Source organism: Flavobacterium tructae (assembly GCF_001853485.1).
Classification (GTDB): domain Bacteria; phylum Bacteroidota; class Bacteroidia; order Flavobacteriales; family Flavobacteriaceae; genus Flavobacterium; species Flavobacterium tructae.
Genome location: NZ_MIKE01000011.1, coordinates 1,122,808 through 1,138,813, shown reverse-complemented (window position 1 = coordinate 1,138,813; position 16,006 = coordinate 1,122,808). Strand labels below are relative to the sequence as shown.

At 37.4% G+C, this 16,006-nt stretch carries 10 protein-coding genes and 1 tRNA gene; 6 read left to right on the top strand and 5 right to left on the bottom strand.

Translation table 11 applies throughout. The features are described 5' to 3' along the window. Window positions 1-116 precede the first annotated feature (116 nt). The 4 genes from BHE19_RS06865 to BHE19_RS06850 form a co-directional block, all read right to left on the bottom strand. Window positions 117-190 (bottom strand) — tRNA-Ile (locus tag BHE19_RS06865). Between the two features lie 147 nt (window positions 191-337). Next, a complete protein-coding gene (gene mce / locus BHE19_RS06860) occupies window positions 338-742 on the bottom strand; it encodes a methylmalonyl-CoA epimerase (RefSeq protein WP_017497728.1) in 405 nt (134 codons plus the stop codon). Window positions 743-758: 16 nt separating this feature from the next. Beyond that, window positions 759-3,116 carry a hypothetical protein gene (locus tag BHE19_RS06855; RefSeq protein WP_070906453.1) on the bottom strand — a complete coding sequence of 786 codons (2,358 nt, stop codon included), beginning with the start codon at window positions 3,114-3,116 and terminating at the stop codon, window positions 759-761. After that, entirely contained in the window at window positions 3,076-4,080 is a 1,005-nt protein-coding gene (locus BHE19_RS06850) for a hypothetical protein (protein WP_083342480.1), read from the bottom strand. Before BHE19_RS06850 ends, BHE19_RS06855 begins: the two co-directional genes overlap by 41 nt. Before the next feature lie 174 nt (window positions 4,081-4,254). Between BHE19_RS06850 and BHE19_RS06845 the strand changes: the two genes are divergently transcribed. Continuing rightward, window positions 4,255-5,949, top strand: coding sequence for an Ig-like domain-containing protein (locus BHE19_RS06845; protein ID WP_070906452.1), 1,695 nt, complete (start codon window positions 4,255-4,257; stop codon window positions 5,947-5,949). A gap of 23 nt (window positions 5,950-5,972) precedes the next feature. After that, a complete protein-coding gene (locus BHE19_RS06840; RefSeq protein ID WP_070906451.1) occupies window positions 5,973-6,416 on the top strand; it encodes a cytochrome c oxidase assembly factor Coa1 family protein in 444 nt (147 codons plus the stop codon). 15 nt (window positions 6,417-6,431) lie between these two features. On the opposite strand, the gene BHE19_RS06835 is transcribed toward BHE19_RS06840, so the two are convergent. Beyond that, window positions 6,432-7,199 carry a nitrilase family protein gene (locus BHE19_RS06835; RefSeq protein WP_070906450.1) on the bottom strand — a complete coding sequence of 256 codons (768 nt, stop codon included), beginning with the start codon at window positions 7,197-7,199 and terminating at the stop codon, window positions 6,432-6,434. Between the two features lie 240 nt (window positions 7,200-7,439). Here BHE19_RS06835 and BHE19_RS23025 point away from each other — a divergent pair, with 240 nt between their 5' ends. The 4 genes from BHE19_RS23025 (at window position 7,440) to BHE19_RS06820 (ending at window position 16,004) form a co-directional block, all read left to right on the top strand. Beyond that, on the top strand, window positions 7,440-7,568 hold the full coding sequence (locus BHE19_RS23025) for a hypothetical protein (protein WP_262487639.1): 129 nt from the start codon (window positions 7,440-7,442) through the stop codon (window positions 7,566-7,568). Window positions 7,569-7,729: 161 nt separating this feature from the next. Beyond that, window positions 7,730-10,966 (top strand): SusC/RagA family TonB-linked outer membrane protein, encoded by a 3,237-nt coding sequence (locus BHE19_RS06830; RefSeq protein ID WP_083342479.1) that lies wholly within the window; start codon window positions 7,730-7,732, stop codon window positions 10,964-10,966. A gap of 18 nt (window positions 10,967-10,984) precedes the next feature. After that, window positions 10,985-12,484, top strand: a complete 1,500-nt coding sequence (locus tag BHE19_RS06825; RefSeq protein WP_070906449.1) for a SusD/RagB family nutrient-binding outer membrane lipoprotein — start codon at window positions 10,985-10,987, stop codon at window positions 12,482-12,484. Window positions 12,485-12,848: 364 nt separating this feature from the next. Beyond that, entirely contained in the window at window positions 12,849-16,004 is a 3,156-nt protein-coding gene (locus BHE19_RS06820) for a SusC/RagA family TonB-linked outer membrane protein (RefSeq protein ID WP_070906448.1), read from the top strand. The last annotated feature ends 2 nt before the right edge of the window (window positions 16,005-16,006 follow it).

Below are 16,006 nucleotides of genomic sequence, written 5' to 3'. Positions count from 1 at the left end.
TTATAAACAAATAAACCGGACAGATTTTAAAAACCTGTCCGGTTTGTAATATTGATCCTAATTAATTGATAAAACAAAAAAGCCTCTACATTGCTGTAAAGGCTTTATTCCTGTAGTGGTCCCACCTGGGCTCGAACCAGGGACCACCTGATTATGAGTCAGGTGCTCTAACCAGCTGAGCTATAGGACCGGTTTGAGGATGCAATATTACTACTATTTTTCATTCACTCCAAATATTTTGGAAGATGATTTGCATTTAATTTCAAACAATACCCAGTGTTTCTTAAAACACAATTGATTTTCAACCGCTTATTTCGAATCAGAAAAAGAAAAATTTTTATTTAATTTCCTGACAAAGCTCGACCAAAACACCATTTGTGTTCTTTGGATGTAAAAAAACCACTAATTTATTATCGGCACCTTTTTTAGGAACGTCATTAATCAACACAAAACCTTCGTTTTTCAAACGGGCAATTTCGGCATGAATGTCTTCGACATCAAAAGCGATATGGTGAATCCCTTCTCCCTTTTTTTCCAAAAACTTTGCGATAGGGCTTTCGGGATTTGTTGCCACCAAAAGTTCGATCTTATTGGTTCCGGTTTGAAAGAACGAGGTTAAAACTCCTTCGCTTTCTACCGACTCCATTTTATAGGACGGAACGCCCAATAATTTTTCGAACAGCACATTCGCGTCCTCCATATTCTTCACGGCAATTCCGATATGCTCAATTTTATTTACCATAACCTCTAAATTTTAATTATTGATTTACATACGTATTAAAGTAACCGCACTCGGCAATAACATCCTGATAATACTTCGTATCCGAATAGTCTTTCTGCAGCGCTTTAAAACCACTCCAGGCAATAAAATTAATTTTATCGTCGTCAGCTTCCCACCAGTTTTTAAGATTGTTGTACTTATTATTGTAATATTCGTTTCGTTCGCATTTGGCCAGCATATAAATGCATTTCGCTTTTTGCTCTTTTGTTGTGGCCGCTTCCAACGCTTTTTGGTAGTACATTCTAGGAATATCACAATTGGTTATCATTCGCTTCATCGAATCTCTAAACGAATACGGACTTGAACCGTAACCTATAATCGTGATTTCATAAAAAGTTCTTCCGTTTCCGAAATGTGTAATATTATAAAAGGCATTACCCAACAATAAGCTATTCGTGTACACGTCTTCTTTTTGAGCCAGTTTACCCTGCATTTCCTTTATGGTTGTCAGGAAATCCATAAAAGTATATTTTCTTTTTTGATACGCCGTGTGATCGCAATCGTGACAGTCCTTTATATTTCCGTTAAACGGATTCCCCAAAAACTTGCTGTATTGAACCGAATCGGTTTGTTTCATATACTCAATAGCTTCCGGAATTTTATTTTTAAAGGTTGCCTGAACCGCCTGAAAATTATTGATATCTTTTAGTTTCAAACTATAAATTCCTGCTCCGATACTTTCAATTTCAGATTTATTGGATTTAGACAAAAAAGCTTTCATGTCTAATAGAACTTTTTCATTGTCGTAAAATGAATTTCCATCGTTCCAATAACTGTAACGCGATTCGCCATAAATTTCAGCCATTACCGGATTCCCCTTTTCTCTGTAAAGCGTTGACAAATAACTTCTGCTCCAGGAAGAAGCATTCTGATAACGAAATTCCTGCCCTTTGTAATTCTTTGGAAGCTCAAAATACAGCCAGTTTAAATCGGCGAGAATTGTTTTTTCGTTTTTATCCGTAAGTTTATCTATTTTGCTCAAATTATTTACAAAACGAAGCAAACGAAGCTGCATTCCTGCCAGTTCTGTTTTAGGAAGCGTTTTCACCGCCTTATCAAAATTCTTATCTGCATTGGCATAATCTCCTTTTAAAGTCTGCAAATACCCCAGAGACAAATCCCACAAGTAAGGTCGGTCTGTATTTCCTGCTGCTGAAATTTTAGCAATTAAATCCAATGTTTTTTGATCCACCTTCACCTGGTTTTCAGTTTTGTTTTCAGCCACACTAAGTTTTTTCATAGACTGATTTTCTCCTCCATCCTTCTGAAACGAATTGTTTATCGCCTCCTCTTGTCTGTTCACTAATCGTGTTGCCAGATAATTCAGATGTTCGCTTTTAGGATCTAATTCATAGATTTTTTCAATGGACTGTTTTTCGTCTTTGTAGTAACCACGAACAGCCCAAAGCGCTGCTTTTTCCTTATTATTTTTAGCCATCGTCAACGCTTTATTCCAGTCGGTTTCATTTTTCGGACTAAAACAATAAGCCGTAACGGTTCTCAATTCTGGGCATTTATCAAAAACCTGTGCATACAAATAGTTTGAAGCTGCAAATTTATTTTGCTTGTGATTCACTCCTGCCACGTAGGAAAGTGCTCGGTAATACAGCACATTTTTAGGAACCGATTTTTCTGTTTTATTAAAAAAATCAACGGCTTTTTGTTTGTTGTTGCTGTAAAAACGAGCTTTCATGGTCAAAAACCAATATCTGTTTTTCATAAAAGGATCCGAAGTCGTGTTGTACACATTCTCGATCGACTGAATCATTTTGGCATCGTTGAACGTTTTTGCCTCCACCGGATCGTAACTCCAATAATCTCTGTTAATAGAAACGGTTTCTATTTTTTGCGCCAGATACAAAAACTCGACAAAGCTTTTTACTTTATCATCCTTCAGGGAGATCTTTTTCCCCCATTTCAAAGAGGATTTATTTTCCTTTTTGCTTTTATAAAACGTATGAAGATCTTTAATTTCTTCCTTGTTTTTTATCGCACTTTTATTCTCCGAGTAATAATCCGGTTTTTCGTCTCCAATTAAAAAATAATTTACGGTAGTGGTATCGATTTTCCCTTTAAGATACGTTCCCCAATCGGACTTAATATCTTTATTGAAACGGGAATTGTGCTCGGTATCAAAACCAATTCCGTAGAAAATCCCACCCGACAGGAAAAGCGGTCTATACGAATTGTCTGCAAAAGTTTCGGGAGTAAAATTAGAACTGTACGATCCAAAATAATCCCAATCGCCATCTGCACAGGCATAAATTACTCCGTATGCAAAAAGTAAAACCGCACTAGAAACAAGAAATAACTTGTTCAAAAATATTCTTTTCATAGTTTTTTAAATTGAATTCGTCTAAATCGTAAAATATAATTTCTTTTGGCTGCTGCGCGGTATTCTCGCCCAGTTCTTCCGCCATTTGTTTTAAATCTTCTGCCGTAATTGTCTCCATTTTTAAGAGGTCATTTTCTTCGTAAAAAACGCCATTCTTATAATTGGATTTTTTTGCTTTAAAAAAGATCCCGCTCAGTTGTTGAAAATTCGGATCCTTTTTGAGTTCAGCTACATTCATTTTAGAGCGCAAACCAATCACTTTTTGGTTTCGGATATGAATTCCCCACGAATATATAGGCAAGGCAAAATCGAGATGCATCGGATATTTTTTCAGACTTTTTAAATAGCGTTCTGCAATTTTCTGATCGTATATCGAATTTAAAGAATCAGGAGCAATTGACCCCATATTGTAGTACATCAAAACTCCGGAATCTACGTTCGGAATTTTAGTTTTCTTAAAATATTTCACCTGATGCAAGCGAATTGTTGCGGAAAGTTTTTTTCCGGAAAGCTTTTTAACGCTCTCAATAAATTTAAGATAGTTGTCTTTACTTTTAAGGGTCCAGTCGCAATCGATCTGAATTTCCTGAGATTTAATTTTGTTCTTCGTGCTGATTTCTTCAATCAAACGAACTGTTTTCTGTGCCAGATCCTCCACATCAAGAGAAGAAGACAGCATCACTTTGTTTTGAATAAATACTACGGGTACAATTTCGAACTTGGTTACGGCATCCTGAAAACGAATCGGACTAAGCGGAATGGGTTCTTTGGTCTGGGGATGCTGGCCAATATCAAAATACCTGATATAAAGCTTCGTGACTTCATTGTCCTTCAAAGCAAGCTTCTCCGTTTCAGATAATCTCAAAATGGTTTTCCAGTAATAAAAAGCAACAACCGGCTTTTCATTCTTACTACAGGAAATCAGGAAAAGAATTAAGAAACCAATAAAAAATCTTTTGATCAAAACTTAGGAAAAATTACATTTTAAACCCAAAAGTAAGAAATTCTTCGCTGTTATGGTTTTCAATTTTAAAAAAAACAGCAATTTGCAAAAGCTGTAAATCCTAATAAATGGCTAAAAAGTTTCAATTAAAGCAAATATAATTGTTATTTTGTGCAATCAAATTCAGAAACCGTTATGTTGAAAAACAACTTTAGATATATTGCATTTTTACTGGTCTTTTTTATGTTAAGCTGTGCCAAACGCGGCAGCATTACCGGCGGACTAAAAGACACACTGGCTCCGGTTTTAAAATACAGCTCGCCTAAAAATTTCAGTACTGATTTTAAAGGCAACGAAATTATTCTGGGTTTTGACGAGTATGTAAAACTTAAAAACCTCAACAAGCAGCTTATTGTTTCGCCGCCAATGAAACATGAGCCGTTGATTTTACCTACGACACCGAGTAAAGTGATCACGATTAAAATAAAAGACACTTTGCTGCCGAACACTACCTACAGTTTTAACTTTGGGCAAAGTATAGCAGACAACAACGAAGGAAACTCGATAAACCAGTTCAAATATGTTTTTTCAACAGGTTCTTCTATTGATTCGCTTTCGATAAGCGGACAAATTAAAGATGCTTATGAGAAAAATGTAGATAATTTTGTTTCGGTAATGCTTTATGAAATAAACGATACCTACCAGGATTCTTTAATTTACAAGCAAAGTCCGCGCTACATTACCAATACGCTGGACAGTTTACGTACTTTCAAATTAGAAAATTTAAAGGCCGGAAAATACCTGTTGATGGCCCTGAAAGACAAAGGAAGCAACAACAGATACAACCCTAAAGATGATAAAATCGGTTTTATCAAACACTACATTACCGTTCCGAACGATACTGTTTTTGAATTGGAATTATTCAAAGAAGTTCTTCCGTTTAAAGCTGTAAAACCTGTACAAGCCTCAGGAAACAGACTATACCTTCCTTATGAAAGCAAGCAAAACTTTAAACTTTCGAAACCTAAAGTGGTCCTGAAACACGGGAACGACACCATGGAAACAATTGTTACCGCATTTCCTAAAAAGGATTCTCTGCAAATTTGGTACAAACCTCTAAAAGTTAAAGCAGATTCGTTGGCAGTAGAGGTTAGTAAAGAAAAATACAACAAAAGATTTAGTGTAAAAATTAAAGACCAAAAGAAAGACACTTTAAACATAACTGCTGTTCAAAACGGAACCATCAATTTCCGTGATCGATTTACCTTAGAATCAACTACCCCGCTGGTAAAATTTGACAAATCAAAAATTCGATTGGTTAACAAAGATTCAACTGCCGTAGATTTTACTACAGAATACGATGAATTTGAGCAAAAACTCTATGTTGATTTCAAAAAAGAGCCTGTTGAAAAATACAGCATAACATTTTTTCCGGGTGCACTGACTGATTTTTACGAAAAAACCAATGACACTCTGGCTATTAAACTAAGCACAAAAGAACCTGCCGATTATGGAAACCTGGTTCTTAACCTAAAAAATGTAAAACGTTTTCCAATTATTGTTGAAGTGACTAACGCAAAAGGAGATGTTGTATACGCCAGTGATTATTCTGAAGGCAAGACTAAAATTGAATTCAATTTATTAGTTCCTGATAAATTTACGATTCGAATAATCTACGACGACAATAAGAACAAAATTTATGATTCAGGAGACTTCCTGAATAAAAAGTACGCCGAAGAAGTATTTTATTACCAAACCCCAGTAGATGTCCGCACCAATTGGGATGTCGATCAGGCTATTGATTTAAGTATTCCGTTCAATCCTGAAGTAGAGAAAAAACAAGCAGAAAAAAAGAAAAAAGACGAGGAGAAAAAAAGGAAAGCCTTCTAAATTTTAATTCCTAAACAAGCGCTATGGAAAATGATTTGGTTGAAAAAGAAAGCTGGTTCAAAAGAAACTGGAAATGGTTTTTACCTTCCGCCTTCCTATGTCTATTTTTAATTGGAATTTTAGCTGCATCAACCTCTCAAGATAGCATTACTGATATCGCCAAAGCTTATTCAGACGAGCTGCTTTTTGAAAAAGCAATTGAAAAAGCGAATAAAAACCCAAGCATACTTGAAAATATTGGCACAATTGAACCTATCGACAAACTGGCTATTCTGGAAGGAAACGTTATGTATTCCAACAATCACAATACCGTTAATTTATCCGTGAGAGTCAACGGAGCCAAAAAAAAGGGTAAACTAAACATTTCTGCTTTCAAAAAAGGAACAGAATGGGTGTACCAAAAAATTGCTGTCCGTACCAAAAATCCTAAGAACGAAATTATCGTCTTAGAAGAACCTCAAAAATAAGCTTTCGAATTAGAATCAAAAATCAATTCTAAACACATCTTTATCGCTTAAAAAATCAAGTTTTTTTCGGGTTTCTAACATCGAATTTTCATCCAATTCCACCACAAAAGTATCTTCCGTTTCCTGTGGTTCCAGAATATAATTTCCTAAAAAATCCACCGCTTGCGAATGGCCAGTATGTTCAAAATTATTGGCGTCCAGCCCTACCCTGTTAACCCCAATCACATAACTGAGGTTTTCGATCGCACGGGCTTTAAGCAAAGCATCCCAGGCGTTGGTTCTTACTTTTGGCCAGTTGGCCACATACAGCAGTAAATCATAGTTTTCGACATTTCTGGCAAAAACAGGAAATCTCAAGTCATAACAAACCTGCAGGCAAATCTTCCAATTCAGATAATTCACAATTACTTTTTCATCTCCTCTGGTATAAAACTGATCTTCTCCTGCAAGCGAAAACAAATGGCGCTTGTTGTAATATTGAATTTCACCTGACGGAAAAACAAATACCATTCGATTGTAATACTTCTCGTTTTCAACAATAACAAGACTGCCCACAATAGCTGCATTTTTTTGTTTCGCCAAAGACTGTATCCAGGAGATAGTCTCCCCTTGCATCGTTTCGGCAACAGCTGCGGCATTCATCGTAAATCCCGTTGAAAACATTTCCGGCAACACGATCAAATTAACGTCAGCATCGATTAAATTGATTTTGGCCTCAAATTGCTTTCTATTCTCTAAAGCATTCTCCCAGTAAAGATTTGATTGTATAAGTGCGATTTTCATATGGTAAAAATACCTTTTTTTTAAAACAAAAAGCCTAAACAAGATTTGAGTTTTACAAACCCTCTTACAAAGAGCCACAAGCCTAGTAAATATCGGATTTTTCAGAATAAAAAAACATTATCTGAAAAAATTATGCAAAAATCTTGCATAATTTATGCGAAAATATTGCTAACAATGAATATAATTTATATATATTTGACCGCTGATTAAAAAACACAACATCTTAAAAAACACTTAATTATGAAAAAACACCCAATTTTAAAGGGCGCACCGCCAACAATGATTCTTACAAACAGTCATGAATCATTTGCAATAAAAAAGCAAAGCGCTAAAATACCACAAGTAGGCTCCTTGTTCTTTAAAGCATAATACTAAAGCTACAGTAAAGACCAAAACTGTAGTAAAAGCAACAGGATTCTATTTGTAATAATTCGTCTTCAGGAAACGAATTAAGAAATTCTTTCACCTCACCAGTGAAACAAAAAAACAACAATCAATCAATAAACCTCAACTAACTAAAAACCCAAAGAATGAAACAAACTATTTTATTATTTATGTTCTTTTTTGCGATACAGGTCACCCAGGCGCAAGTAAAAACCATCAAAGGAACGGTGACCGATACTAATGGCATCTCGATACCGGGAGCATCCATAAGCATAAAAGAAGAAAAAAGAGGTACCACAACCGATTTTGACGGTAAATTCTCTATCGACGTACAGGAAGGAAAAACACTTACGATTTCTTTTTTAGGATTAGAACCACAAAATATCCTAATAGGCAATTCTAACAACCTCAACATAAAACTAAAAGAAGCTGCCGCAACAGCCCTTTCGGGAGTAGTCGTTACTGCATTAGGCATCAAAAGAGAAAGAAAAGAACTTGGTTATTCTTTTCAGGACGTAAAAGGAAAAGATCTGGCAGACAATCCTACCCTAAGTGTCGCTCAATCTTTATACGGAAAAGTAGCAGGGGTTAACATTTCTCAAACCACAGGAGGTTTTGGAGGTAGTTCCCGTATTGTGATCAGAGGAAACCGATCGATTAGCGGTGACAATCAGCCTTTATTTGTGGTTGACGGTGTTACTTTAGGAAATACAGGACTGGCCGCAATAACCGATTCTAAATCGGGACGATATTCAGAAGGGGCAGACAATGGAGACGGGCTATCGAGTTTAAACATGGATGATATCGAAAACATTTCGGTTCTGAAAGGAGGAGCAGCCAGTGCGCTTTACGGCGAACGTGGCGCCAATGGAGTTATCGTTATTACCACCAAAAAGGGGAAAAGAAGCTCTTTAAAAGCCGAATATAACGGCACAACTACCTTTGACCAAATCAACACAACTTATAAAGATTTCCAAAGAGAATACGGTACAGGATCCAACGGAGTACTTCCAAATCCAAATGACATTGCGAATGGAAAAAATGCCACTACCAGTGCCTGGGGACCAAAATTCGGGTCGGCCGGCAACACTACAACAAGAATTTTTGACGGCTCTTACAAACCTTATGAAAATGTAAAAGACAACATTAAAGATTTTTTCAGAACCGGAGTAAGCGTAAACAACAGCTTTAGTTTATCAGGAGGAGGTGACAACACCAGCTTTAGATTAAATTACTCTAATCTTGATGCCACTGACATCGTTCCTAAAAGCGGTCTGAAAAGAAACACTTTCACGTTAGGGGTTAACTCTCAGATACAAAAACTAACATTAGATGCTAAATTTAGCTATATTACAGAAAACACAGACAACAGGCCTTCTTTATCAGACGATGCCGGAAATCTCGGATTATCTGTAGCTGCAATAGCCCCAAATATTGATCAGGCCTGGTTAAAAAATTATGAAGATCCAAATGGCGTATATTACCCATGGAACGCAGACGCCAACAGGTTAAATCCTTATTTTGTTATAAACGAAAATAAAAATGAAACCAAAAAGAACAGAATATTAGGTAATTTCAGTGCTACTTATACCCTTACCAGCTGGTTAAGCGCTACCGCAAGAGCCGGAATTGACCGTTTTACATTTGAAAGTTCCGATTTTGTCAACGCCGGAAGCACCTGGTTGTCCAGACAAAATGGATCTTTAATAAACAGCAACACCACCTTTCAGGAATACAATACAGAAGCCTTATTGAATGCCCAGAAATCATTTGGCGATTTTAACGTAACCTTTGGTGTTGGAGCCAATCAAAGAAATTCTCAAAGAATCGTTTCCGGAGTTGCGCTTACGGATATGATTACTAACGGAATCAACAAACAAGCCAACTTCCAGTCCAGCATTCTAAATCCGAAAACAAACGACGAAATTCTGGTACGTTCCGTATACTCGTACTTAAGAACCAATTACAAAAATTATTTATTTTTAGATTTCACTGGGCGTAATGACTGGAATTCAACCTTAGCCTCGGCCGTGAGCTCCTCTAACAACAATAATTATTCCTACTTTTATCCTTCGGTATCCTCCAGCTTTATCTTTACGGATGGTTTCGACATTAAAAGTGATGTTTTAACTTTTGGAAAAATCAGAGCTTCCTGGGCAGGAACTGCAAAAGCCCTGGAAGCACCATACAGTACAGCACTTAACTATAACATACAAACGAAACCGCTGTTAGGAAATCCCATTGGTTCAGTAGCCAACAGTATCATTCCAAACAACACCTTAAAGCCAGAATTCACTACAAGCTACGAAGCGGGAATTGACTTAGGTTTTTTTAAAAACCGTTTACAACTTGATTTATCTTATTATTATACCAAAACAAAAAACCAGTTAATTGTATTAAATACTTCACAAACGTCAGGTTTTGTGGGTGCCAATGCCAATGCAGGTACCGTTGAAAACAAAGGTTTCGAAGCCTTAATAACCGCCGGAATTTTCAGAAATCCTGATGGATTCAATTGGGACATTACCTTAAACTTTGCGAAAAACGAAAACAAACTACTGGAATTAACCGACAAAACCGACCTTCAGGTGATCTCGAATGCACGATGGGCCGGAGCACAAATTGTGGCCAAAGTAGGAGAAAGTTCTACGGAAATCTACGGAAGAAAATTCCAAAGATCGCCTGATGGCCAAATAATCATAGGAGCAAACGGACTTCCACTGTTAACCGATGGTTATGAAAGCTTAGGAAAAACTGCTCCGGACTGGATTGGAGGCGTTACCAATGAGTTTTCTTACAAAGGAATTAGCCTTAGAGCCAATTTCGACATGAAATTTGGAGGTAAAGTATACTCTATGACGAATGCTTATGCAGCTTACAATGGACTATCAGACGAAACCATTGAAGGCCGAGACGGATATAATGCCTGGGTTGCCGCACAACTTGCAGCCGGAAAAACACTAAATGAAATAGGGCAATTAACCCCAACTGCCGGACTTATTGTAGAAGGTGTAACTGAAATCAAGGACGGTAGCGGTAATGTAACCGGATACCAGAACAACACACGTTATGTTAACCCTCAAACATATTGGAGAAGTCTGTATGGAGATAATACTACACCAGAACCTTTTGTTTACGATGCTTCTTACGTTAAACTTAGAGAAGCCTCTATAGGTTACGATTTTCCTAAAAAGTGGTTAAAAGGAACCGGACTTGACCGATTTAAATTTTCGGTAATTGGTAGAAATCTGTGGAATATCTATTCTAAAGTTCCAAACATCGATCCGGAATCTACTTACACTAACGGAAATGGACAAGGCTTTGAATACGGTTCTTTGCCTTATCGAAGATCTTATGGTTTTAATCTACAATTATCCTTCTAACCCTCAAATTTGATTCAAATGAAAAAATATATAATACAATTAGCAAAATATACGCTCGGTGCCATAGTACTCCTTAGCACAACTAATTGTGCCGACGATGAACTTTTCAGGGAAACCAATACCAATCCTGAATCATTCGTAACCATAGCTCCTTCAGCACAATTAACCGGTGTTGAAGCTTCCTTCTCAGGCGCAATCTTCGAACAATGGAGAGCCAATCTTATTTACGGAGAAGGCTTCATTCAGCATCTTGGAGCTGCCTGGGCAACAGCAACTTTTGGCTCTTTCTACGCAAGCAGTACCGAATACCAGGGAGCGCTTTGGAATGCAAATTATGGCGGCGGACTGATACGCAACGTTATAGATCTCAATGAAAGAACCAATGGAAAAGCAGAATTCACCAACTTAAATGCGGTCGCAAAAACATTGAAAGTTATGGCTTTTCAACGTCTGACAGATTTATACGGAGATGTTCCTTACTCTGAAGCCGGTTTGGGGTACTACAAAAATATCTTCTATCCGAAATACGACAGTCAAAAAGATATTTACACTGACTTTTTTAAAGTTTTAGATGAGGCTTACAACCAGATACAATCTGGAACCGATCCCATAAAAGGAGATATATTTTATGCAGGGGATGTATCTAAATGGAAAAAAATGATCAGCTCCTTAAGACTGCGCTGCGCGATGCGAATTTCAAAAGTAGATCCTGCCCTCGCCAAAGAGCAAATTCAAAAAGCAGTTGCAAATGGTATTTTCACAAGCAACGATGATAATTGCTACATGAAACACGACGCCACTCTTCCGGAAACAGTTGGAGCGGTGAACAACGGCAACGGACTGTCTCATGCCTTAAAAGGTAACGAACTAACAGACCGTCCTACTACCACCCTATTTGATGCATTGGGAGACGATCCGAGAAAAAAAATATGGTTCTTACCTGCTCCTAACGGTAATTATGTGGCTATTAATCCGAACATGTACGGCTACAATTTCCCGGGCGGTGGCAGCAATATTTCAAGATTGCAGCCCTATTTATACGAAAACAGCGCTCCATACCTGCATCTTACTTATTCAGAAACACAACTGCTTTTAGCAGAAGCTTCTTTTAGAAATCTCTATACAGGCGACACCAAAAATCTTTATAAAAAAGGAATGGAAGCCGGAATCAGACAATGGGTTATTTTTAAAGACGCTTCCATTATCGACAACAATGCCATTACCGCCTTCTTAGCGACAAAAAACCTGACTCCTGGAAAAGAACTGGAGGAAATTGCAACCCAACAATGGCTCACTTTATTTTTAAACGGAATGGAAGCTTACAGCAATCACAGGCGAACAAACTTTCCGGTTTTGGTCAAAATAACAAATGTAGGATCAACCACAAACGGAGTTATGCCTACCAGAATGCCTTATCCTCCTGAAGAATCCACAAGTAACAAGGAGAATTATTTAGCGGCAGGTGCCAAATACAACAATAACAGCTGGCTTGCTAAAGTTTGGTGGGATGTAGATTAAACTACTAAATAACATCAAACACAAATCCTTTCATGTTGATCCTAATACCATTCGTAATTCATCTTGAATTATGGATGGTATTTTTTTAGGCTACCGCGATCCAAAACGAACCGAATTCCCCAAACTGCTTATTCTAAAAATACGAATTTTAAGATTAAAATAAATTCTTTCCAAAAAAACTCATTCTGCAAAATTTTCTCAGAACACCTTTAGAAACCTCATTTCTTTTGGATTATAAAAACACTTCAGAAAAAAATATTGCAAAAAAAATGCACTTTGTGCAAAAAAAATGCAAATTAATAGAAATTATCTATATATTTGATCGCCAATAAAAACCAAAATAAAACATGAAAACCAAAGTATTATGAAAGCAAAGCTAATTTCATTAGTATTTATTGGGGGAGTAATCTTCTCAGTAAATGCAAAAGAGACTGCAATTAAAACGCATCTCTTTGAACAAAAAAGCAGTCAGATTGAAATTTCGGGCCAAGTCATTGGTCAGGACGATGGAATGCCAATTGCCGGAGCTACTATTTACGCCAAAGGCAATACGAAAACAGCTACTATAACCGATGAAACAGGAAAATTTAAACTAAATGTTCCGGAAAATGAAACTCACATCATCATTTCTTACATGGGTTACGGAACTTTAGAGTATAAACTAGATAAGATCACAGATGTAGTTATAAGTTTAAAACCTGCCGAAAATGTACTCGAACAGGTTTTAGTAACTGCACTGGGAGTTAAAAAAAGTACAAAAGCAATTTCTTATGCTGTAACCGAACTTAAAGGAACTGAATTTACAAAAGCCAAAGAAACGAATATCACCAGTGCCCTTGCAGGAAAAATTGCCGGTGTAAACGTGAGTGGTACTGCAACAGGGCCAACCGGATCAACCAGAGTTGTAATTCGTGGAAATGGTTCCTTAAACGGAAACAATCAACCGATGTACGTTGTAAACGACCTGCCAATAGACAATACACAATTAAACTTACCGGGTACCGGAAATGCACCGGGATCACCAAGAATTAACGTAGACCGTGGTGATGGTACTTCTGTTATCAATCCAGATGACATCAAAAGCATCACGGTACTAAAAGGAGGAACCGCTGCCGCACTGTATGGTGCAAATGCTGCAAACGGTGTGATCTTAATTCAGACTAAAAGAGGATCAGCTCAAAAAGGAATTGGTGCAGAATACAACACTTCCTTTACTTTTGAAACTCCAGCTATTAAACCGGACTGGCAATATGAATACGGATCCGGAGATGCAGGACAAAAGCCATTAACTCAAGCAAAGGCTATAGAATACGGACGCTGGTCGTGGGGAGCTAAAATGGACGGGACAGACGTAATTCAGTTCGACGGTGTAAAAAGACCTTACTCTCCTCAAAAAGATAACATTAAAAACTTCTACCAAACCGGAACTACTTTTATCAACTCACTTGCTTTATCAGGAGGAACCGACAAAGCATCCGGACGTCTTTCTTTTATGAATATGGACAATCAGGGTATTGTACCTAATACTTCTTTTAATCGAAAAAGTGTCAACATAGCAAGTAATGTTAACGTAACAAACTGGTTAAAATTTGACGTTGTCGCACAATACAATATCGACAAAACAGAGAACAGAACTACAGTATCTGATGCAGAAGCAAATCCGAACTGGGCAACTTATATGATCGGCAATACAGTCGACATTAGAAATCTTTCTCCGGGTTATGATGCGAATGGCAGAGAGATAGCCTGGAATCCCGTTGCAGTGGCTACCAACCCTTACTTCGCCGTTAATAAAATTAAAAACAGCGATACTAAAAACCGCTTTATCGGTATGCTAAACGTAAAAGTGAACTTTACTCCTGAATTATTCCTTCAGGGAAGAATTGGACAAGACTATACGAATTACGATTTTTACGCCTATATTCCTAAAACAAGTTTAAACAATCCTGTTGGATACGGACAGGGATCAAAAGTTAAATTATCCAATTTAAACTCTGAAGCCATTCTGAACTACACTAAGAAAAACATATACAAAGATTTCTCTTTGAATGCTTTGCTTGGAGTTAACTCCCGTACCAATGTAAGAGATGAAGTGAGAATAGACGGATCAAATTTTGTATTAGACGACTTCTACTCTTTAACCAACTTAGCCACCATAACCTATGCCTATCCTTACGGAAAAACCAAAACAAATTCTGTGTACGCTGCCGCAGATTTAGATTACAAAAATGTGGTTTTCCTAAACTTCACAGGTCGTCAGGACTGGTTTTCTACCCTTTCAAAAGACAACAATAAGATATTCTATCCGTCAGTAGGAACAAGCGTAATTCTTTCAGACATTGTAAAAATGCCGGAATGGATTTCATTTAGCAAAGTAAGAGCTTCCTGGGCACAAGTTGGTGGAGCTACTCCGGACCCATACGCCTTAAACCAATCCTACTCTATGATTCAGGGCGGACATAACGGTCAATACTTACAAAGTACAACAGGTTCAAGAGTTCCAAATTCGACACTAAGTCCATTAACTTCAACAACTGTGGAGGTTGGAACAGACATGGGATTCTTCAACAATCGCTTAAATCTTGATTTTGCCTGGTACAACCGTGAAACCACAAATGACATTGTAGAAACTACCATCTCCAACGCCTCAGGAGCAAGAACCGCTTTACTGAATCTTGGAAAAATGAAAAATACCGGAGTGGAACTTTTACTGAGCGGAAAAATCATTAACAACGATAACTTTTCATGGGAAGCGAGCATCAACGGATCTTATAACAAGAACACCGTTGAATCACTTACAGGTCAATTAAATTCGCTTACTATGGCAACTTCTGTAAACGGATATGTCACCGTGAACAGCGACGTTGGCCGTCCTTACAGTACTATAAAAGGTTACAAACCTCTTAAAGATGCCAATGGCAACACAGTGTATAATGTAAGCGGCAATACCGCAACTGTCGCACAAGGTCCTCTTGAAGAATTGGGTCAGGGTGTTCATCCCTGGTCGGCAGGTATCAGTAATGAATTTAAATACAAATCAGTATCGTTCAGCTTTTTAATTGACGGTAAATTTGGTGGAGATTTATACTCCGGAACAGACTTGTACGGAACCCGTATGGGGTTGACCAAAATGACACTGGAAGGTCGTGAGAACGGATTGCCAATTTCAGGTGTTGATCCTAAAGGGAATCCTGTAAATATGGTTATTGCGCCGGCAGATCTAAGAACTTATTATGACGGTTTAAGAAACATATCTTCTTATTTCGTTTACGATGCCAGTTTCATAAAACTAAGACAAGTGATTATTGGCTATCAACTGCCAATTGAAAAATTCGGTTTTTTATCCAAACTTCAGGGAGCCTCAGTTTCTTTTATTGCAAGAAACCTGTTCATTCTTTACAAGAAAACTCCAAATGTGGATCCTGAATCTGTGTTTAGTGCAGGAAATGCTCAGGGTATAGAACAATTTGGAGTACCTAGAACAAGAAGTTTCGGACTAAGTTTAAATGTTAAATTTTAAAG

Excerpts from the sequence above, each read along its gene's own strand:
- BHE19_RS06840 (WP_070906451.1), top strand. The coding sequence starts at position 5,973 with ATGGAAAATGATTTGGTTGAAAAAGAAAGCTGGTTCAAAAGAAACTGG.
- BHE19_RS06830 (WP_083342479.1), top strand. The coding sequence starts at position 7,730 with ATGAAACAAACTATTTTATTATTTATGTTCTTTTTTGCGATACAGGTC.
- BHE19_RS23025 (WP_262487639.1), top strand. The coding sequence starts at position 7,440 with ATGAAAAAACACCCAATTTTAAAGGGCGCACCGCCAACAATGATTCTT.
- BHE19_RS06825 (WP_070906449.1), top strand. The coding sequence starts at position 10,985 with ATGAAAAAATATATAATACAATTAGCAAAATATACGCTCGGTGCCATA.
- BHE19_RS06855 (WP_070906453.1), bottom strand. The coding sequence starts at position 3,116 with ATGAAAAGAATATTTTTGAACAAGTTATTTCTTGTTTCTAGTGCGGTT.
- BHE19_RS06820 (WP_070906448.1), top strand. The coding sequence starts at position 12,849 with ATGAAAGCAAAGCTAATTTCATTAGTATTTATTGGGGGAGTAATCTTC.
- BHE19_RS06835 (WP_070906450.1), bottom strand. The coding sequence starts at position 7,199 with ATGAAAATCGCACTTATACAATCAAATCTTTACTGGGAGAATGCTTTA.
- BHE19_RS06845 (WP_070906452.1), top strand. The coding sequence starts at position 4,255 with ATGTTGAAAAACAACTTTAGATATATTGCATTTTTACTGGTCTTTTTT.
- mce (WP_017497728.1), bottom strand. The coding sequence starts at position 742 with ATGGTAAATAAAATTGAGCATATCGGAATTGCCGTGAAGAATATGGAG.